Origin of the sequence: Pseudomonas sp. B26(2017), from assembly GCF_002113045.1 — a bacterium.
GTDB lineage: Bacteria > Pseudomonadota > Gammaproteobacteria > Pseudomonadales > Pseudomonadaceae > Aquipseudomonas.
The window spans coordinates 20,058-40,544 of sequence record NZ_NEJJ01000006.1 but is presented as its reverse complement, the minus strand read 5'-3'; the positions used below and the strand labels follow the sequence as shown (position 1 = coordinate 40,544).

Here is a 20,487-nt window from a genome sequence, read left to right as displayed (position 1 = left end):
CTAGGCAAGTATCGGGCAGTAGACCAGAGTCGGGGTTCCGCCCGATAGCGATGATTACCGGTCAGTCGGCTTCAGGCGTTTTCCCCGGCTGTTCGGCGAGCTTGTCGGCCAAACGCACAAACGCGGCCAGGTCGAGTTGCTCGGGGCGCAGGCTGCCATCGACGCCAGCGGCTTCGATCTCGGCGTTGCTCAGTAACTGCTTGAGGGTGTTGCGCAAGGTCTTGCGACGCTGGTTGAAGGCTTCGCGTACCACGCGCTCGAGCAGGCGATGATCCTTGGCGGGATGCGGCAGCACCGCGTGCGGTACCAGGCGGACGATCGCCGAGTCGACTTTCGGCGGCGGATTGAATGCGCCCGGGCCGACGTTAAACAGGTGTTCGACCCGGCAGTGGTACTGAACCATGATCGACAGACGGCCCCAATCGCCGCCGCCAGGACCTGCGGCCAGACGTTCGACCACTTCCTTCTGCAACATGAAGTGCATGTCGCGGATGATGCCGGCGTTGTTCAGCAGGTGGAAAATCAGCGGCGTGGAGATGTTGTACGGCAGGTTGCCGACTACGCGCAGGCTGTTCGGCGCAGCGTTCAGGCTGTTGAAGTCGAACTTCAGCGCATCGCCCTGATGCAGGTTGAAATTGCTCTTGCCGGCGAACTGCTGGTTGAGGATCGGGATCAGGTCCTTGTCCAGCTCCACCACGTCCAGCTGGGCACCGGAGTTGAGGATGCCGGCGGTCAATGCGCCCTGGCCCGGTCCGATTTCCAGCATGCGGTCGCCGGCCTTGGCACTGATGGAGCGCAGGATGCGGTCGATGACGCCGGCATCGTGCAGGAAGTTCTGGCCAAAGCGTTTGCGCGCCTTGTGTTGGTATTGCTCGGTCATAAACGGGTCTCGGCCATCTGGTAGGCGGTTTCCAGGGCGACTTGCAGGCTGCCGGTGTCGATCTTGCCGCTGCCGGCCAGATCCAGGGCGGTGCCATGGTCGACCGAGGTGCGAATGATCGGCAGGCCCAGGGTCACATTGACCGCGGCGCCGAAGCCTTTGTATTTCAGCACGGGCAGGCCCTGGTCGTGGTACATCGCCAGCACCGCGTCGCAGTGCTCCAGATATTTGGGGGTAAACAGAGTGTCGGCAGGCAGCGGGCCACGAAGGTCCATGCCCTCGCCGCGCAGGCGCTCCAATGTGGGTTCGATGATGTCGATTTCTTCATGGCCCAGGTGACCGCCTTCACCGGCGTGCGGGTTGAGTCCGCAGACCAGGATGCGCGGTTGGGCGATGCCGAATTTTTGTTGCAGATCGGCGTGCAGAATCCGCGTGACCCGTTCCAGCCGCTCCGGCGTGATCGCATCGGCGATGTCGCGCAAGGGCAGGTGAGTGGTGACCAGCGCCACGCGCAAACCGCGGGTGGCGAGCATCATCACCACTTGGGCGGTGTGGGTCAGGTCGGCGAGAAATTCGGTGTGACCGGAAAACGCGATGCCCGACTCGTTGATTACACCCTTGTGAACCGGAGCAGTGATCATCCCGGCGAAGTCACCGTTCAGGCAACCATTGCCGGCGCGGGTCAGGGTTTCGAGGACGAATGCAGCGTTGGCCTTGTCCAGTTGCCCGGCGACCACGGGGGCGCTGAGCGGAGTATCCCAGACGTACAGGCTGTTGGCGGGCGCCGGAGCGTCCGGCCAGTTGTCAGGTGTCACTTCCAGCAAGCTGACGGCCAGCCCCAGCTGCGTGGCCCGCTCCTGGAGCAGGTCGCGGCTGGTGATGGCAATCAGGGGATGTGGCTGGGCTTGCGAGGCGAGCAGCAGGCACAGGTCGGGACCGATGCCGGCTGGTTCGCCGGGTGTCAGCGCGAAACGCTTGGGTTTCACTGCGCTGCCTGGTCTGCACCAGGGAGTTTGATCTCTACGTACGCTTCGTCACGGATCTGACGCAGCCAGGTTTGCAGCTCTTCGTCGTATTTGCGGTTACGCAATACGGTCATCGCCTGCTGCTCGCGGGCCTGTTCGGTGCTGTCGGTGGCGCGACGGCCAAGGACTTCCAGAACGTGCCAGCCGTACTGGGTCTGGAACGGCTTGGACAGCTGACCCTGCGGGGACTTGGCCATCACAGCGCGGAATTCCGGTACCAGTGCGTTCGGGTCGATCCAGTTCAGGTCGCCGCCGTTAAGAGCGGACCCCGGGTCTTCCGAATATTTTTTCGCCAGTTCAGCGAAGTCTTCGCCAGCTTCGATGCGGTTATAGAGCGACTGAGCCAGTTCCTTGGTCTTGGCTTCGTCGCGAACCGGACTTGGCTTGACCAGAATGTGACGCACATGCACTTCGTCGCGCATCTGGCTGCCACCGCCGCGTTTTTCCAGCAGCTTCAGGATGATGAAACCGCCCGGAGTGCGTGCCGGTTGAGTGATGTCACCCGGCGACATGGCGCTCAGTTCGCGATCGAACGGCGGTGGCAATTGAGCGGCTTTACGCCAGCCCATATCGCCGCCTTCCAGCGCGTTGTCACTGGCGGAGTTGGCCACGGCCATCTGGCCGAAATCAGCACCTTGCTTGAGCTGCTGGTAAACCTCCATCGCCTTGCGTGCTGCACTCTGAATCGCTTCGGAGTTGGCGCTTTCCGGGGTCGGGATCAGGATGTTGGCCAGGTGCAGCTCTTCGGACAGTTGCATCTTGCCCAGGTCGGAGGCGAGGAAGTTCTTCACTTCCTGTTCCGATACCTGAATGCGCTCGGCCACGCGGCGCTGACGCACACGGCTAATGACCATTTCGCGGCGGATCTGCTCGCGAGCATCCTCATAGGACAGGCCATCACGGGACAGCGCGACGCGGAACTGCTCCGGGGTCATGTTGTTGCGCTGGGCAATGGTGCCGACTGCCTGGTTCAGCTCTTCATCGGTGATGCGAATACCGGAACGTTCGCCGATCTGCAGTTGCAGATTTTCGATAATCAGGCGCTCGAGCACCTGCTGATCCAGTACGCCCGGAGGCGGCAAGCCGCCGCCACGCTTGGCGATGGTTTGCTGAACTTCGTGGACACGCTGGTCCAGCTGGCTCTGCATGACCACGTCGTTGTCGACGATGGCCACCACTTTGTCGATGGGCTGTACCGCGGCGTTGGCCGCGGTACCCAGGAACAGCGCGCCCAGCATCAGCGGGCGCAGACAATCAGAAAGCTTGGTCTTCACGTTGACGATAACCTTGGATGCCTTTGTCGAGGAAGCTCTCTACCTTGGCGCCAGTGAGGCCGCCGAGTCCCTTCAGAACAATTTGGAGGAAGACGCCGTGGTCGCCTTTTTCGTTTTCCGGGGCGTTCTGACTGAACTCGTCATAGCTGACCCAGTAACGGTTGATCAGGCGCAGTTTCCAGCAGCAGTTGTCATATTCGAAACCACCGAAGGCTTCCAGCGTGCGATTGCGGTTGTAGTCGTACTGCCAGCGGCTGATCGCGCTCCACTGCGGAACGATCGGCCAGATGACCGAGAAATCATGCTGCTGGATCTTGTAGTAGTCCTTCACGTAGCCAGGCTGGCCCGGAGTGCCATAGTCACCACCACCCACCGACCATTTACCGGTGTTCTGGTCGTAACGGACCTGGTCGTTGCGATAGCGATAGCCGACGTTGACCACCTTGTTCGGGTTGTCTTCAGGCTGGTAGTGGAACATCGCGCTGCCTGAACGAGGGCTGCGGCTGTCCGGATCCCAGTTGTAATCGGCCGTGGTGCGCCAGTCGCGGTTCCAGCGGTATTCGTATTCCAGGGCGTACGGGGAAACGCTGGATTTTGCGTCGTCGCGATCATTGAACGCGATGCCTGGCAATTGAACCTTGCGATCCTTGAAGTACAGCGCCTGGCCGACGCTGATGCGTTGACGTTCGAAGCCGTCATCTTCGATCCAGCGACTGGTCACGCCCAGCGACAGCTTGTTCTCGTCGCCGACACGGTCGGAGCCGGAGAAGCGGTTGTCGCGGAACAACGAGGCGTAGTTAAAGGTGTACTCGCTGGTGTCGAATACCGGAATGTCCGACTGGTCTTTCTCTGGTACATAGAGATAGAACAGGCGTGGCTCTAGAGTCTGACGGTAGTCCTTGCCGAACCATTGGGTGTTGCGGTCGAAGTAGAGGCCGCCGTCGATACTGGCAATTGGCACGCCACGGCTCTGGCTGCTGCCGAACTTTTCATCGGCCAGCAACGTACTTTTACCTCGCTGATCCAGATCAAGCTGATACTGGGTGTATTGGTACTTGAGCGATGGCTTCAAGAACCCATAAGTCCAGTTCATCGGCAGGCTGACACCTGGTTTCAGATTCAGACGATCGCCATTGGCGCGAGCGAGGCCGACCACGTTGTTGTCGAGGCGAGGCTCGACAGTGCCGTCTTCATTCACGAAGTCGCCGTTTTTCAGATCGCGATCAAACCGGACGATCTCGGTCTCGTAATCGAAATTCAGGCCTTCCGGGTGATACGGCAGCTGACCATTGAAGGTGATCTGCGGCAGGCGGTCATACGGCGTGATGTTCGATACGGTCGCCAGCTGGTACGCCTGGGCATTCAAGCGGGCGGTGTAGCTGTCGCCACGGTAGGTAACCGAGCCCTGCTGGTTCACGTAGTCGGCGCTTTTCACGCCGATCTGGTCGGTCTGCAGATCCTGGAAGTAATACGGATCGCTGATCTTGGTGTAATCCACCTGGGTGAACACGCGGGAGTCCAGACCACCCTTGTGTTGCCAGTTGTACATGTAGCGAGTCTTGTCGTAGTCGGTCTGGCCCTTGCGTTCGTCGTCCTCGTCGTTGAGGTACGCCGCACCGAACTGGCCTTCGCTCGACTTGGTCAGATAGCGGAACTCGCCTTCCATCAGCATGCCGCGCTTGCTCATGTAGCGCGGGTACAACGTGGCATCGTAGTTCGGTGCCAGGTTGAAGTAGTACGGGGTCACCAGCATGAAGCCAGTATCGCTGCCGGAGCCGATGGTCGGCGGCAGGAAACCCGACTGACGACGATCGTCGATCGGGAAGTAGATGTACGGCGTGTACAGAACCGGAATGTCCTTGACCCGCAGCGTCACGTTGGTCGCGGTACCGAAGCCGGTGGCAGGGTTCAGGGTGATGTTGTTGCCCTTGAGCTGCCAGGCGTTGCTGTTCGGTTCGCACGTGGTGTACGTGCCGTCCTTCAGACGGATGATCGCGTTTTCGGCACGCTTGGCGTACAGCGCGTTACCGCGGATGCGCGACTTGTGCATCACGTATTCGGCGTTATCGACCTTGGCTTCACCGGTGTCGAGCTGCACGTCGGCGTGGTCGCCGACGATCAGCGCGCCGTTGTCGCGAATGCGCACGTTGCCGGCCAGTTCGCCACGGCTCTCGGCCTGATACAGGTTGGCCTCGTCGGCTTCGACCTGCATGCTGCCCTGACGCATGACCACGTCACCGGCCAGACTCGCGACCTGCGAATCCTGCTGATAACGCGACGCCTTGGCACCGATGAAGGTCGGCGCGTCACTTTTATTCGTCTTGTCATTCATGCCAGGACGAATCGGTTCGATATAGGAACCAGAGCAGTAAGGACCGGTCTCGGCCAATTGGGCGGCGGTGAGCTTCTCGCGCGGAACCCAGTCGAGGTGACTGTAGTCTTCGCTACGGGATTTCAGGCCACGGCCCTTGGATTCGGTAACCAGTACCGGCTTGGGCCCGGACTCGGCGGTGGAACCGCTCTCGGCCGGTGCTTCGCCGGCGGCGCTGACGGCACTGCCGTCATGCACGGGACGCGGCGGCAAGGCAGCGGCCGGTGTCTTCGGCGAGCAGGCCCAGCCACCCGTTGCCGAGACGGCGCAGTCATACTGCTCGGCGGCAACAACGAATGAACTGGCCAGAGGTTGCATAGCCAGCAGACTGCCGGTTACCAACAACGGAAATTTTTTACGAAACGCGGGGGATTTCAATGCCATCTTATTAGTCCGGGCTTCCTGCGTGCCATCTGCCCGCGGTGTGGGCCGCACGCCTCTCGATGGTCTGAAAAAGATGCTGGATAATAAAGCATGACCCGCTTGACGGCTAGCGCCGTCGGAGACCCTTGCAATGCCTGATCAAGATGTACGCTTGCAACACCTGAAAGTTTGGCTCGATGAACAGTTGGCAATCCTTTTCGCAGATCAGGGCTGGGGAGCCGTACCCCCGGCCACATTGACCGCGGCCAGCAGCGACGCGAGTTTCCGCCGCTATTTCCGCTGGGAAGGCGCGGGTCGCAGCTTCGTCGTGATGGACGCACCGCCGCCGCAGGAAAACTGCAAACCGTTCGTGGATATCGCCTTTTTGCTGGCGAAATCCGGCATCAACGTGCCGAAAATTTATGCCGAAGACCTCGAACGCGGGTTTCTTTTGCTCAATGACCTGGGCAACAAGACCTATCTGGACGCTATCGACAGTGAAAATGCCGACGCATTATTCAACGATGCCTTGCAAGCGCTGCTGGCTTTTCAGCAGTTGCCGATGGTTGCGCCGCTGCCGAGCTATGACGTCGCGTTGTTGCGCCGCGAGCTGGAGCTGTTCCCCGAGTGGTACGTGAAGCGCGAGCTGGGCGTCGAGTTCGATGCCACCCAACAGCAGCAGTGGCAGAAGGTCAGCGAGCTGCTGATCGACAGCGCCCTGGCCCAGCCGAAAGTGCTGGTGCACCGCGACTACATGCCGCGCAACCTGATGCTCAGCGAACCGAATCCCGGCGTGCTGGATTTCCAGGACGCCGTGTATGGTCCGGTGACCTATGACGTGACTTGCCTGTTCAAGGACGCATTCCTCAGCTGGCCGGAAGAACGTGTGCGCGGCTGGCTGGAAAGCTACTGGCAGCAGGCGTCGGCGCTGAACATCCCGGTGCAGCCGGACTTCGAAGAGTTCCTGCGCGCCAGCGATCTGATGGGCGTGCAGCGCCATCTGAAAGTCATCGGCATCTTCGCCCGCATCTGCCATCGCGACGGCAAGCCGCGTTACCTGAGTGATGTGCCGCGTTTCTTCTCTTATATAGAAGCGGTCATCGCGCGCCGTCCCGAGCTGGCGGATCTGCAGGCACTGCTCGCCAGCCTGCGTGGTGGAGTGACGGCATGAAGGCAATGATTCTGGCGGCAGGCAAAGGCGAGCGCATGCGCCCGCTGACCCTGACCACTCCCAAGCCGCTGGTGCGAGCCGGGGGCGTGCCGCTGATTGAATATCACCTGCGAGCCCTGGCCGCGGCCGGTTTCAATGAAATCGTGATCAACCATGCCTGGCTCGGACAGCAGATCGAAGATCACTTGGGCGATGGCTCGCGATTCGGCGTGTCGATCCAGTACTCGCCGGAGGGCGAGCCACTGGAAACCGGCGGCGGCATTTTCCGCGCATTGCCGCTGTTGGGCGACGACGCGTTCCTGGTGGTCAACGGTGACATCTGGACCGATTACGACTTCAGCGTGCTGCATCAGCCGATCACCGGCCTGGCGCATCTGGTGCTGGCAGACAACCCGGACCATCACCCGACAGGCGATTTCACCCTGACCGATGGCCAGGTGAGTGATGGCCAGGCCGATGCGGCAACCCTGACCTACAGCGGCATCGCTGTATTGCATCCGCAGTTGTTCGACGGTTGCAGCGACGGTGCCTTCAAACTGGCGCCGCTGCTGCGTAAAGCCATGGCGGACGGGCAGGTGACCGGCGAGCGGCTGAAAGGTCACTGGGTTGATGTCGGAACGCACCAGCGTCTGGCCGAAGCTGAAGCCTTGATAGAAGCGAGTCGCTGATATGTTGTGGCCAGGGACTCTGATTGGAGCCGGAGCGGGTTTTGCTATCGCCAGTATTCCGGGGGCCATGCTGGGTGCTTTGTTGGGGCAGGCGCTGGATCGGCGCCTTCATTTGCAGAGCTGGGGGCATTTGCGGGAAAAACTCGGCGGTCGGCCGATGCTGCGCAACGACGAACTGTTGTTCGTGTTGCTCGGGCGTCTGGCCAAGAGCGACGGGCGGGTCACGGACGGTCACATCCAGCAGGCGCGTCAGGAGATGCGCTCGCTGGAAATGAGCGAGCCGGCACAGCGCCGGGCGATTGCCGCGTTCAATCGCGGCAAGTCCGGCAACGACAATCTGCGCGGTTATCTGCGTCGGTTGAGCGCTCAACCCCATGCGGCTGAAGGCGTGTTGCGCGCCTGCTGGCGAATGGTCTGGGCTGATGGCCGGGCCGGTGTCAGCGAGCGTGAATTGCTGGCGCAGTGGGGCAAGTGGCTGGGCTGGACGACGCACCAGATCCAGGCGTTGGCGGCGGATTATGAGCCGCACAAGCGTCCGATCGTCAGCGCCGCGGTGAGTTATCAGGAGGCGATGCGCCTGCTCGGCGTATCGGCCACCAGCGAACCGGCGCAGATCAAGCGTGCCTATCGACGCCTGCTCAGCCGGCATCACCCGGACAAGGTGGCCGGGACCGGCGCCACGCCGGCGCAGGTGCGCGAGGCCACCGAGAGGACCCGCGAATTGCACAATGCCTACAGGTTGATTCGCGAACGGCGGGATTTTCGCTAGGCGAAAAAAATCGCAGCGTTGGGCTGCGATTTTTTTTGTCTGCGTTTTGACAGTCGGGGCTTTTAGTCAGGGCTCTGCGGATTCAACCAGCCACGCACTCGACGGAACAATTGTTCCTGCTCAGCCTTGTTGTTTGGCAAGGCCTTGAGCGCGACCTGACTGAACGCAGACGTCTTCAGCCGCTTGCTCGCCTGCATGCGCTCCAGTGCCGCGTTGCGGTCCAGCGGTTTGTCCATGTAGAAAATATCCGCTGTTGGCAGCTTCAGGGTCGGTGTCAGTTCCACCAGTTCCGGTTTGGCCTTGGCCGGGGTCTGCGCGGCCACCAGCACCAGCTTCTCGACCTGTGAGGTCTGGCGCTCACTCAAGTAACGTGCGGCCCAATAAGCGCCGGTGCCATGACCGAGGACGACGATACTGCGCGCGCTCTGTTGCTCGGCGTAGGCCAGTGCAGCGTCAATGCGAGCGAAGATTCGCTCGGCGTCGGCCTTGGACTGTTCCTCGGTGGATTCAGCAACGACCTTGTCGGCCACCTCGGCTTCGCCGCCGGCGGCTTGTTCAATCGGCTCGGCGGTGGTCGAATCCTTGCTGCCCGGATCGGCGGTTTTCGGTGCAGCGGGGGCTTCGGCTACGCGCGGTGCGATGGTATCGCTTTGCAGATCGGGCAGGGTGATACTCAGGCTGCTCCACTCGACATCCGGCAGCTTGCGGCGCAACGGGCCGATCGCCTGGGGCCAGTCAGCGGTTTCGCCGGCACCGGGAACGAGGATCACCGCGCCTTTGGGGTCGGCGGTGTTGGCCGGTTTCCACAGGGCGAGGAAGGTGTCGCTGCCGGCTTGCAGTTGCTGTTGTTCCTGGGCCGGAACCATGCGCTCGAGTGCCGCGGCTTCTTCCTGACTACGCTCAAGCAGTGGCTGGCGTTCGACCGGTTTTTCTTCGGCGGCTTTTTCTGCGGCGGGAGTGGGCGTCGGATCTGCAGCTTCGACGGAAAACGCGCAAGGCAGGATCAGCGACAGGCACAATGCTGGCATTGCCAGGCGATAGACAGGGGGCATCGGTTATTCCAGGCCAGAAGTTATCCCGGCAGCCTAATGGGTTGGTCAGAATTTGTCAGTGTATGAGACTTCAATGATGCGTTTTTGCTGCCTGTGGGTTATCGGCTGTCTGGCGTTTCCCTTGATGGGTTGGGCGGCGCCTGCGCCACCGAGTCACCTCGCCCGGTTGTCGGCGAGTGAGCAACAGTGGCTCGCACAGCACAACGAATTGCGCGTCGGCCTGGTGTTGCAGGCGCCATACGCGCAATACGACCGACGCTTGCAGCGGCTGTCGGGGGCCAACGTTGAAGTGATGAAGGCATTGGCCAGGGCGCTGAATGTCGAGCTGAGCTGGCGCAATTTTCAGGATCTGGCACAACTGGAGGCCGCTGCCCGGGATGGCGAAATCGACATCGCCCCGGGCCTGACCCAGACCCCGGGCGGGCTGCGTCTGTGGCAGTTTTCCGACCCGTACATGCGTGTGCCGCAATTGGTGGTCAGCGACCAGAAGGGCAGCGCGACCGTGGAGCTGGAAAAACTCGACAGCCAGACCCGCGTCGCCGTGCGCATGCCCGGCGTCACCGCCGATTACCTGCGCGGCAATTATCCGCACCTGAATCTGCAAGGCGTACCGATGGAGCGCCAGGCGCTGCAACTGCTGCTGACTCAGCAGGCGTCCTACGCGGTGGTCGATGAGGCGCAACTCGGGCGGCTGTCGGCGGAACCGGAGTTTGCCGGGCTGGTGGTAGTCGGAGACATCGGTTTGCCGCAGTTGCTGCGCATCGGCACCCGCCGCGACTGGCCAGAGCTGGCCGGAATCGTCGAAAGCGCCCTGCGAGCCATCCCGGCCAAGGATCTGGAGCGCCTGCATGCGCAATGGCTGCAACCCAAGTATCCAAGGCTTTCCGAGTCGCCGGGCTTTTGGCAGAACCTGAGTCTGTTGTTCGCGGTGCTGTTGCTCAGTTGCGTGGCCATCGTGTTCTGGCAACGCCGCCAGCAACGCAGTCTTGAGCAACGCCTGCTCGATGCGCGGGAAGACATTGCCCTGCGCGCCGCCAGCGAAGAAGCCCTGCGCCTGACCCAGTTTTCCATCGATCAGAGCACCGTCGGCATTCTCTGGGTCAACTGGGACAGCCATGTGCGTTACGCCAATCGAGCGGCAGAAAACATGCTCGGTTATCCACAGGGCGCCATCATCGACCGGCCGTTGATCGACTTCGAACCGGGCCTGCACATGGATCGCTGGCTCAACCTGTGGAAGCGCGCCCGGGCCAGCGAAGAGGGGCCGCTGAGTTTTGAAACCAATTGTGTTCGGGCCGATGGCAGTGTGCTGCCGGCCGACGTGTCGCTGAGCTTCCTGCGTTTTCGCGATGGCGAGTACCTGGTGGTTTACCTCACCGATGTCACCGAGCGTCGTCGTGCCCTGGCTGCGTTGCAGGAAAGCGAGGCGCGGCTGCAAGGTATCGCGGCCAACGTGCCGGGGCTGGTATTTCGTCTCGAGCGAGCACCGGTGACCGGGCAGATCGACTTTGCCTACATCAGCGAGGGCAGCGAAAGTCTGGTCGGTTATGCGCCGGCCGCCATCGCCCATCGCGACATGGGCCTGCGCAGTCTGGTGCATCCGGATGACCGGGCCGGTTATCACCAGACCCAGGACCAGGCGCTGGACACCGACAGCGACTGGTCGTGGCAGGGCCGGATCCTTACGCGCCAGGGCGAGCAGCGCTGGGCCGAGATCAAGGCGATTACCCGCCAGCTTGAGGGCGGGTCCTATGTCTGGGACGGCATCGTCTGGGACATCACCGAAAGCAAACGTATCGAACTGGAGCTGGCGGCCTCCCGCGAGCAACTGCGCGAGTTGTCGGCGCATCTGGAAAGCGTGCGGGAAGAAGAAAAGGCGCGGATTGCCCGCGAGGTTCACGATGAGCTGGGACAGATGCTGACGGTGTTGAAACTGGAGACGTCGATGTGCGAACTGGCCTACGCGCAACTCGACCCGGGTCTGAACGAACGGCTGAACAGCATGAAGCGTCTGATCGCCCAGTTGTTCCAGCTGGTGCGGGATGTGGCGACGGCATTGCGCCCGCCGATCCTCGATGCCGGGATCGCTTCGGCGATCGAGTGGCAGGCGCGGCGGTTCGAGGCGCGCACGCACATTCCGTGTCTGGTGCAGGTACCGGACAATCTGCCGCCGCTCAGCGACGCCAAGGCCATCGGTCTGTTCCGCATTCTTCAGGAGGCGCTGACCAACGTCATGCGCCATGCCCAGGCGCATACTGTGGAGCTGACGCTGACCCAGGAAGGCGACGAATTGTGTCTAACGGTCAGCGATGATGGCGTAGGATTTGTCGCCGCTGCCTGCAGGCCGACGTCCTTTGGACTGGTGGGCATGCGCGAGCGGGTGTTGATCATGGGCGGGCAGTTGTCACTCGACAGCGAGCCAGGCGAGGGCACCACACTGAGCGTGCGGGTGCCACTGGATGAGGAGAAGTAAGTGATCCGTGTACTGGTAGCCGAAGACCACACCATCGTTCGCGAAGGCATCAAGCAATTGATCGGCCTGGCCAGGGATCTGCAGGTGGTGGGGGAGGCGAGCAATGGCGAGCAGTTGCTGGAAACCCTGCGCAATGTGCCCTGCGAAGTGGTGTTGCTGGATATCTCGATGCCCGGCGTCAACGGGCTCGAAGCGATTCCACGGATCCGCGCACTGAGCAGTCCGCCGGCGATTCTGGTGCTGTCGATGCACGACGAAGCGCAGATGGCCGCCCGGGCGCTGAAGGTCGGTGCCGCCGGGTATGCGACCAAGGACAGCGATCCGGCGCTGCTGCTGACGGCGATCCGCAAGGTCGCGGCGGGTGGGCGCTACATTGATCCCGAACTGGCCGACCGAATGGTGTTTGAAGTCGGCCTGACCGATGCGCGACCACTGCACTCATTACTGTCCGAGCGCGAGTTCTCGGTGTTCGAACGTCTGGCGCAAGGCGCCAACGTCAACGACATCGCCCAGCAACTGGCCCTGAGCAGCAAGACCATCAGCACCCACAAGGCGCGGCTGATGCAGAAACTCAATATCACCTCCCTCGCCGAGCTGGTGAAGTACGCGATGGAACACAAGCTGCTCTGAACCACACCTCTATCCACTGTGGGAGCGAGTGTGCTCCCACAGGTTTCTTCATCGATCCTGCGATATTGGGCATATCTGTTAGCGACACGCGCTTTTGCTTGTTATTGAAGCTTGCAGCTCCGCGCTCGTCCCTGCTTTATTCATTAACGCCATCCTTGTAGGGCAATCCCTACCCCCGGCCTTCCATCCGGCTGAGGCGATTCTCTCCTGCGCCCCGATTTGCGTGACTGTGAGCAGCCACTAGGCTTAATCCCACAGCAGTCATCAATAACAAAGGTGTGGGTATGAGCCAGGTCGAATCAAACGCAGGGGCCAGCGATGTGCTGGTCAGCTTTCGTGGAGTGCAGAAGAGCTACGACGGCGAGAACCTGATCGTCAAAGACCTCAACCTGGACATCCGCAAGGGCGAATTCCTCACCCTGCTCGGGCCGTCCGGCTCCGGCAAGACCACCAGCCTGATGATGCTCGCCGGTTTCGAAACACCGACCGCCGGTGAAATTCTCCTGGCCGGGCGCGCGATCAACAACGTGCCGCCGCACAAGCGCGACATCGGCATGGTGTTCCAGAACTACGCGCTGTTTCCGCACATGACCGTCGCCGAGAACCTGGCGTTCCCGCTGACCGTGCGTGGCCTGAACAAGAGCGACGTCAGCGACAAGGTCAAGAAAGTCCTGAGCATGGTCCAGCTCGATGCCTTCGCATCGCGTTACCCGGCGCAACTGTCCGGCGGTCAGCAACAGCGTGTGGCATTGGCCCGCGCGCTGGTGTTCGAGCCGCAACTGGTGCTGATGGACGAACCGCTTGGCGCTCTCGATAAACAACTGCGCGAACACATGCAGATGGAAATCAAACACCTGCACCAGCGCCTCGGCGTGACCGTGGTCTACGTGACCCACGACCAGGGCGAAGCCCTGACCATGTCCGATCGCGTTGCCGTGTTCCACCAGGGCGAGATCCAGCAGATCGCTCCGCCGCGTACCCTCTACGAAGAACCGAAAAACACTTTCGTCGCCAACTTCATCGGCGAGAACAACCGTCTCAACGGTCGCCTGCTCAGCCAGAACGGCGAGCGCTGCGTGGTCGAGCTGGGGCGTGGGGAAAAGGTCGAGGCACTGGCGGTCAACATCGGCCAGACCGGCGAACCGGTCACCCTGTCGATTCGTCCGGAGCGCGTCAGCCTCAACGGTTCGAGCGACCAATGCGTCAACCGCTTCTCCGGGCGGGTGGCCGAATTCATCTATCTGGGCGACCACGTCCGGGTGCGCCTGGAAGTCTGCGGCAAGACCGACTTCTTCGTGAAACAACCGATTGCCGAGCTCGATCCTGCGCTCGCGGTCGGTGACGTGGTTCCGCTTGGCTGGCAGGTCGAGCACGTTCGCGCGCTAGATCCTCTTCTAGAGGCGCATTAAGCGCCCCGGCAATACCAACACCAACCCTGCACGTGGAGAGAACAATAAATGTTGAGATCCCTGAAGTTCACAGCCCTGACCCTGGGCCTGATGGGTGCGGCAAGCGCAATGGCCGCTGGGCCGGATCTGACCGTGGTGTCGTTTGGCGGGGCGAACAAGGCGGCGCAAGTCAAAGCCTTCTACGCACCGTGGGAAGCGGCGGGCAACGGCAAGATCGTCGCCGGCGAGTACAACGGTGAGATGGCCAAGGTCAAAGCCATGGTCGACACCAAAAGCGTGTCCTGGGATCTGGTAGAGGTTGAATCGCCGGAGCTGTCCCGTGGCTGCGACGAAGACATGTTCGAGCAACTGGATCCTGCGCTGTTCGGCAAGTCCGAAGATTACGTCAAAGGCGCGATCCAGCCATGCGGCGTGGGCTTCTTCGTGTGGTCGACCGTGCTGGCCTACAACGCCGACAAGCTGAAAACCGCACCGACCAGCTGGGCGGATTTCTGGGACACCAAAAAATTCCCGGGCAAGCGCGGCCTGCGCAAAGGCGCCAAATACACCCTCGAATTTGCACTGATGGCCGACGGCGTTGCGCCTAAAGACGTGTACAAGGAACTGGCCAGCAAGGGCGGTCAGGATCGCGCGTTCAAGAAGCTCGACGAGCTGAAACCGAACATTCAGTGGTGGGAAGCCGGCGCCCAGCCGCCGCAGTACCTCGCCTCCGGTGACGTGGTCATGAGCTCGGCCTACAACGGTCGTATCGCCGCCGTACAGAAAGAATCCAACCTGAAAGTGGTGTGGAACGGCGGCATTTACGACTTCGACGCCTGGGCCATCCCGAAAGGTCTGGACGCCAAGCGCGCCGAAGCGGCGAAGAAGTTCATCGCGTTCTCGGTGCAGCCGCAACAGCAGAAGACCTACTCGGAAAACATCGCCTACGGACCGGCCAACTCCCAGGCCGTGCCGTTGCTGGACAAGGCGATCCTGAAAGACATGCCGACCACCCCGGAAAACATCGCCAACCAGGTGCAGATCGACGTCAGCTTCTGGGCTGACAACGGCGAGCAACTGGAGCAGCGCTTCAATTCCTGGGCTGCGAAGTAACCAGAGGGCTCGCCCTCCTGTGATCGTTCCCACGCTCTGCGTGGGAACGCATCCAGTGACGCTCTGCGTCACAGGGACGCGGAGCGTCCCGGGCGGCATTCCCACGCAGAGCGTGGGAACGATCAGTCAGGTTGCGGTGTTCCAACACAACAGAGACGGTTTACCGCCTCTGTAACGATCAAAGATTTGCGGAGTACGTCATGGCCATCGCCGTTCCCCTGAACGAGGGCAACAGCCCCACCTTGAAGCAGCGGCTCAAGCACGCCGAGCGGGTCAACCGCTGGAAGGCCCAGGCGCTGATCGCGCCGCTGGTGCTGTTTCTGTTGCTGGTGTTCCTGGTGCCGATCGTGGCGCTGCTCTATAAAAGCGTCGGCAACCCGGAAGTGGTCGGCGGCATGCCGCGCACCGTGACCGCGATTGCTGCCTGGGACGGCCGAGGCCTGCCCGCAGAACCGGTCTACAAAGCCGCCAGCGAGGACCTCGCCGAAGCGCGCAAAAACCAGACCCTGGGCGATCTGTCCAAGCGCCTGAACATGGAGTTGGCCGGCTATCGCAGCCTGCTGACCAAAACTGCCCGCTCGCTGCCATTCGCCAGCGAACCGGCCTCTTATAAAGAAGCGCTGGAAGGCCTCGACGAGCGTTGGGGCGATCCGGCCTATTGGCAAGCGGTGAAGCGTAACACCAGCAACATCACCCCGTTCTATCTGTTGGCAGCGGTGGACCACCGCATCGACGACCTCGGTGAAATTGCCCCGGCGACCCCGGATCAGGCGATCTACCTCGATATCTTCGCCCGGACGTTCTGGATGGGCCTGATTATCACCGTGATCTGCCTGGTGCTGGCCTATCCGCTGGCCTACTTGCTGGCCAACCTGCCGTCGCGTCAGAGCAACCTGCTGATGATTCTGGTGCTGCTGCCGTTCTGGACTTCGATTCTGGTGCGAGTCGCCGCGTGGATCGTGTTGCTGCAATCCGGCGGTTTGATCAACAGCGCGCTGATGGCAATGGGCATCATCGATAAACCGCTGGAACTGGTGTTCAACCGCACCGGGGTCTACATCTCGATGGTGCACATCCTGCTGCCGTTCATGATCCTGCCGATCTACAGCGTGATGAAAGGCATCTCGCCGACCTACATGCGTGCCGCGATTTCCCTCGGCTGTCATCCGTTCGCCAGCTTCTGGCGGGTGTACTTCCCGCAGACCTACGCCGGTGTCGGCGCCGGTTGCCTGCTGGTGTTCATCCTCGCCATCGGCTACTACATCACCCCGGCGCTGCTGGGCAGCCCGAACGATCAGATGGTCAGCTACTTCGTCGCGTTCTACACCAACACCAGCATCAACTGGGGCATGGCCACCGCGCTCGGCGGGCTGTTGCTGCTGGCGACCGTGGTGCTTTATCTGATCTACAGCTGGCTGGTGGGCGCCAGTCGCCTGCGCCTGAGCTAAGGGGAATTTGAAATGCTGAGTCCTTATATGTCGCCCGTCGAGCGGGTGTGGTTCTACAGCTTGCGGATCCTCTGCGGCTTGATCCTGTTGTTCCTGATCCTGCCGGTGCTGGTGATCGTGCCGCTGTCGTTCAACTCGGGCAGTTTTCTGGTGTATCCGCTGCAGGGCTTTTCGCTGCAGTGGTATCAGGACTTCTTCGCTTCGGCGGAATGGATGCGTTCGCTGAAGAACAGCATCATCGTGGCCCCGGTCGCGACCGTGCTGGCAATGGTGTTCGGCACGCTGGCGGCGATCGGCCTGACCCGTGGCGACTTCCCCGGCAAGCCGTTGGTGATGGCGCTGGTGATTTCGCCGATGGTGGTGCCGGTGGTGATCATCGGTGTGGCCAGTTACCTGTTCTTCGCGCCGCTGGGGCTGGGCAACAGTTTCTTCTCGCTGATCGTAGTGCACGCGGTGCTCGGTGTGCCGTTCGTGATCATCACGGTGTCGGCGACCTTGCAGGGCTTCAACCACAATCTGGTGCGGGCGGCGGCCAGTCTCGGAGCCTCGCCGCTGGTGACATTCCGTCGGGTGACCTTGCCGCTGATTGCGCCGGGGGTGATTTCCGGGGCGCTGTTTGCCTTTGCGACCTCGTTCGATGAAGTGGTGGTGACGCTGTTCCTCGCAGGTCCCGAGCAGGCGACGTTGCCTCGGCAGATGTTCAGCGGGATTCGCGAGAACCTGAGCCCGACCATCGCCGCCGCTGCTACGTTGCTGATCGCCTTCTCGGTGATTCTGCTGCTGACGCTGGAGTGGTTGCGTGGGCGGAGTGAGAAATTGCGTACTGCTCAAGTCTAAGAGTCCGCTACCAAAACCTGTGGGAGCGAGCTTGCTCGCGAAAGCGATGTGTCAGGCGATACAGATTGCGCATGTGGCGCCGCCTTCGCGAGCAAGCTCGCTCCCACAAGTGCTGCTCTGGTCATTCATGCGCTGAATGACAGACAACCCCGATTCCCCAGCTACGCTTGTGCTCAGCTCCCACATTTATAAGAGGCTGCGCACGATGAGTCTTTCCTCGTTCAAGATCGCTCACAAACTGATCACCGGCGCCGGGGCCATCGAGCAGCTGGCGGCCGAGCTCGCGCGGCTGGACATCGACAACCCGCTGATCGTCACCGATGCCGCGCTGGTGAAATCCGGCACGGTGGAGCTGGCGCTGGCGCAGATCGGCGAGCGCGAGTACGAAATCTTCGACCGGGTGCTGCCGGATCCGGAAATCGCCATCGTCGAGGATTGCATGCGCGTCTATCGCGAAGGCGGGCATGACGGGCTGATCGGTCTGGGCGGCGGCAGTGCCATCGACATCGCCAAGAGTGTCGCGGCGTATGCCGGTTATCACGGTGCGCTGGAGGATCTGTTCGGCGTCGATCAGGTGCCGCGCAAGGGCCCGCCGCTGATCGCCATCCCGACCACGGCCGGCACAGGTTCTGAGGTGACCAACGTAGCGATTCTTTCGGACAAGGTCGCTCAGTTGAAGAAGGGCATTGTCAGCGACTACCTGTTGCCGGACGTGGCGCTGGTCAGCCCGCAGATGACCCTGACCTGCCCGCGCAGTGTCACCGCCGCCAGTGGCGTCGATGCGCTGGTGCATGCCATCGAGTCCTATCTGTCGCTGAATGCCTCGCCGATTACCGATTCGCTGGCCATCGGCGCCATCAGGTTGATCGCCCGCTCCTTACCCAAGGCCTACGCCAATCCGTCCAACCTGCAGGCCCGGGAAGACATGGCCACCGCCAGCCTGATGGCCGGCATGGCGTTCGGCAACGCCGGGGTCGGCGCGGTGCATGCGCTGGCGTATCCGCTGGGCGGGCGTTTCAACATTGCCCATGGCGTCAGTAATGCGCTGTTGCTGCCGTATGTGATGACCTGGAACAAGATGGCCTGCGTCGAACGGATGCAGGATATTGCCGAAGCCATGGGGGTAAAGACCGCTCATCTGAGTTTCAATGAAGCGGCCGACAGCGCCGTCGCGGCGATGACCGAACTGTGCGCGGCGGTAGAAATTCCGCTGGGTCTGCGCAGTTTCGGCGTGCCCGAAGAGGCGATACCGGCCATGGCCGTAGAGGCCGCGGGGATCGAGCGCCTGATGCGCAACAACCCGCGCAAGCTCAGCGCCGCCGACATCGAGAAGATCTACCGGGCGGCGTACTGAGAACCGCCCGGCCGCCGGTCATGGCACAACCCAATCATCGCGGTCACGGTGCGCGCGCGGAAACTTGAGGTATACAATGCGCGCCATCGTGATTTAGCTCAGAAAAGGTGCGTCATGCAGCCCTTCGTTATTGCTCCGTCGATTCTCTCCGCCGACTTCGCCCGCCTCGGCGAGGAAGTGGACAACGTTCTGGCCGCCGGTGCCGACTTCGTCCACTTCGATGTCATGGACAACCACTACGTGCCGAACCTGACCATCGGCCCGATGGTCTGCGCCGCACTGCGCAAGTACGGCATTACCGCGCCGATCGACGCGCACCTGATGGTCAGCCCGGTGGATCGCATCGTCGGCGACTTCATCGAAGCCGGCGCCACTTACATCACCTTCCACCCGGAAGCCACGTTGCACGTCGATCGTTCGCTGCAACTGATCCGTGAAGGCGGCTGCAAGTCCGGCCTGGTGTTCAACCCGGCGACCCCGCTGGACGTGCTCAAGTACGTGATCGACAAAGTCGACATGGTCCTGTTGATGAGCGTCAACCCGGGCTTCGGCGGGCAGAAATTCATCCCGGGCACCCTCGACAAGCTGCGCGAAGCGCGCGCGATCATCGATGCCTCGGGCCGTGACATCCGCCTGGAAATCGACGGCGGCGTCAACGTCAACAATATCCGTGAAATCGCTGCCGCTGGCGCCGACACCTTTGTGGCCGGCTCGGCGATCTTCAATGCGCCGAACTATCAGGAAGTCATCGACAAGATGCGTTCCGAACTGGCGCTGGCTCGCCCATGAGCGGTTTTGAGCAGCTGTTCCCGGGGCAACTGCCGCGGTTGGTGATGTTCGATCTGGATGGCACGCTGATCGATTCGGTACCCGACCTGGCGGCGGCGGTGGATAACATGCTGCTCTCCCTCGGGCGCAAGCCTGCCGGTATCGAGTCGGTGCGCGAGTGGGTCGGCAACGGCGCGCCGGTGCTGGTGCGCCGCGCCTTGGCCGGCGGCATCGATCATTCCACCGTGGATGACGTCGAAGCCGAGCATGCGCTGGAGGTATTCATGGAAGCCTACGGCGCCAGCCATGAACTGACCGTGGTCTATCCCGGCGTGCGTGACACCCTGAAATGGCTGCACAAGCAGGGCGTGGCCATGGCGCTGATCACCAACAAGCCGGAGCGCTTCGTCGCGCCGCTGCTGGATCAGATGAAGATCGGCCGCTACTTCAAGTGGATCATCGGCGGCGATACGCTGCCGCAGAAAAAGCCTGACCCGGCAGCGCTGTTCTTTGTCATGAAGATGTCCGGCATTCCGGCCTCGCAATCGCTGTTCGTCGGCGATTCGCGCAGCGACGTGCTGGCGGCGAAAGCGGCGGGGGTCAAATGTGTTGCGCTGAGTTACGGCTACAACCATGGCCGGCCGATCGCCGAGGAATCCCCGGCGCTGGTCATCGACGATCTGCGCAAGCTAATTCCCGGTTGCCTGGATACGGCCGCTGAGATAACGTTGCCCGACGCTTCTCAATCCCCTTCTGGAAACGCCATCGTGGTGGTCACCCGCAAACTCTGGATGAAAGTCATCAAGGCCCTGGCCCGCTGGCGTTGGCGCGCCTGACTTGTTCCTGGCCGGCCTGCCGGCGCGTTTGCACACCTGACTGATTTGCACCTCACACCACGAGGCA

17 protein-coding genes are annotated in these 20,487 nt (G+C 61.8%); 12 read left to right on the top strand and 5 right to left on the bottom strand.

Features of this window, described 5'->3' with window-relative positions; genetic code table 11:
- Positions 1–61: 61 nt before the first annotated feature.
- Genes rsmA through CAF79_RS10490 form a run of 4 tightly spaced genes read right to left on the bottom strand, consistent with a single transcriptional unit; the run spans position 62 to position 5,934 of the window.
- Positions 62–880, bottom strand: a complete 819-nt coding sequence (gene rsmA / locus CAF79_RS10505; RefSeq protein WP_085697714.1) for a 16S rRNA (adenine(1518)-N(6)/adenine(1519)-N(6))-dimethyltransferase RsmA — start codon at positions 878–880, stop codon at positions 62–64.
- The gene (gene pdxA, locus CAF79_RS10500) at positions 877–1,866 is read right to left on the bottom strand and encodes a 4-hydroxythreonine-4-phosphate dehydrogenase PdxA (RefSeq protein ID WP_085697713.1); all 990 of its coding nucleotides are present in this window, start codon (positions 1,864–1,866) and stop codon (positions 877–879) included. The genes rsmA and pdxA overlap by 4 nt, the downstream gene beginning before the upstream one ends.
- The gene (locus tag CAF79_RS10495; protein WP_139832581.1) at positions 1,863–3,179 is read right to left on the bottom strand and encodes a peptidylprolyl isomerase; all 1,317 of its coding nucleotides are present in this window, start codon (positions 3,177–3,179) and stop codon (positions 1,863–1,865) included. The genes pdxA and CAF79_RS10495 overlap by 4 nt, the downstream gene beginning before the upstream one ends.
- On the bottom strand, positions 3,160–5,934 hold the full coding sequence (locus CAF79_RS10490; protein WP_085697712.1) for an LPS-assembly protein LptD: 2,775 nt from the start codon (positions 5,932–5,934) through the stop codon (positions 3,160–3,162). The genes CAF79_RS10495 and CAF79_RS10490 overlap by 20 nt, the downstream gene beginning before the upstream one ends.
- Before the next feature lie 130 nt (positions 5,935–6,064).
- Here CAF79_RS10490 and CAF79_RS10485 point away from each other — a divergent pair, with 130 nt between their 5' ends.
- The 3 genes from CAF79_RS10485 to CAF79_RS10475 are packed head-to-tail and all read left to right on the top strand — an operon-like array spanning position 6,065 to position 8,521.
- Positions 6,065–7,084 (top strand): aminoglycoside phosphotransferase family protein, encoded by a 1,020-nt coding sequence (locus CAF79_RS10485; RefSeq protein WP_085697711.1) that lies wholly within the window; start codon positions 6,065–6,067, stop codon positions 7,082–7,084.
- The gene (gene murU, locus CAF79_RS10480) at positions 7,081–7,752 is read left to right on the top strand and encodes an N-acetylmuramate alpha-1-phosphate uridylyltransferase MurU (protein WP_085697710.1); all 672 of its coding nucleotides are present in this window, start codon (positions 7,081–7,083) and stop codon (positions 7,750–7,752) included. Before CAF79_RS10485 ends, murU begins: the two co-directional genes overlap by 4 nt.
- Before the next feature lies 1 nt (position 7,753).
- Positions 7,754–8,521 carry a TerB family tellurite resistance protein gene (locus tag CAF79_RS10475; protein ID WP_085697709.1) on the top strand — a complete coding sequence of 256 codons (768 nt, stop codon included), beginning with the start codon at positions 7,754–7,756 and terminating at the stop codon, positions 8,519–8,521.
- 62 nt (positions 8,522–8,583) lie between these two features.
- Here the strand turns inward: CAF79_RS10475 and CAF79_RS10470 are convergent, their stop codons facing one another.
- The gene (locus tag CAF79_RS10470) at positions 8,584–9,573 is read right to left on the bottom strand and encodes an alpha/beta hydrolase family protein (RefSeq protein ID WP_085697708.1); all 990 of its coding nucleotides are present in this window, start codon (positions 9,571–9,573) and stop codon (positions 8,584–8,586) included.
- A 73-nt stretch (positions 9,574–9,646) separates the two neighbouring features.
- On the opposite strand from CAF79_RS10470, the gene CAF79_RS10465 reads away from it, so the two are divergent.
- The 9 genes from CAF79_RS10465 to CAF79_RS10425 all read left to right on the top strand — a co-directional run bounded on the left by CAF79_RS10465 (position 9,647) and on the right by CAF79_RS10425 (position 20,420).
- The gene (locus CAF79_RS10465) at positions 9,647–12,046 is read left to right on the top strand and encodes a PAS domain S-box protein (RefSeq protein ID WP_085697707.1); all 2,400 of its coding nucleotides are present in this window, start codon (positions 9,647–9,649) and stop codon (positions 12,044–12,046) included.
- Positions 12,047–12,676: a response regulator transcription factor gene (locus CAF79_RS10460; protein WP_085697706.1), complete on the top strand. Its 630-nt coding sequence runs from the start codon at positions 12,047–12,049 to the stop codon at positions 12,674–12,676.
- 284 nt (positions 12,677–12,960) lie between these two features.
- Positions 12,961–14,085 (top strand): ABC transporter ATP-binding protein, encoded by a 1,125-nt coding sequence (locus CAF79_RS10455; RefSeq protein WP_007959931.1) that lies wholly within the window; start codon positions 12,961–12,963, stop codon positions 14,083–14,085.
- A gap of 48 nt (positions 14,086–14,133) precedes the next feature.
- The gene (locus CAF79_RS10450; protein WP_007959933.1) at positions 14,134–15,177 is read left to right on the top strand and encodes an ABC transporter substrate-binding protein; all 1,044 of its coding nucleotides are present in this window, start codon (positions 14,134–14,136) and stop codon (positions 15,175–15,177) included.
- 200 nt (positions 15,178–15,377) lie between these two features.
- Positions 15,378–16,625, top strand: a complete 1,248-nt coding sequence (locus tag CAF79_RS10445) for an ABC transporter permease (RefSeq protein ID WP_085697705.1) — start codon at positions 15,378–15,380, stop codon at positions 16,623–16,625.
- 12 nt (positions 16,626–16,637) lie between these two features.
- Complete coding sequence (locus CAF79_RS10440) at positions 16,638–17,462, top strand: ABC transporter permease (RefSeq protein ID WP_085697704.1); 825 nt, start codon at positions 16,638–16,640, stop codon at positions 17,460–17,462.
- A 205-nt stretch (positions 17,463–17,667) separates the two neighbouring features.
- Positions 17,668–18,816 (top strand): iron-containing alcohol dehydrogenase, encoded by a 1,149-nt coding sequence (locus CAF79_RS10435; RefSeq protein ID WP_085697703.1) that lies wholly within the window; start codon positions 17,668–17,670, stop codon positions 18,814–18,816.
- Between the two features lie 114 nt (positions 18,817–18,930).
- Positions 18,931–19,605, top strand: coding sequence for a ribulose-phosphate 3-epimerase (rpe, locus tag CAF79_RS10430; protein WP_003228808.1), 675 nt, complete (start codon positions 18,931–18,933; stop codon positions 19,603–19,605).
- Positions 19,602–20,420: a phosphoglycolate phosphatase gene (locus CAF79_RS10425; protein WP_085697702.1), complete on the top strand. Its 819-nt coding sequence runs from the start codon at positions 19,602–19,604 to the stop codon at positions 20,418–20,420. The genes rpe and CAF79_RS10425 overlap by 4 nt, the downstream gene beginning before the upstream one ends.
- Positions 20,421–20,487: the final 67 nt, after the last annotated feature.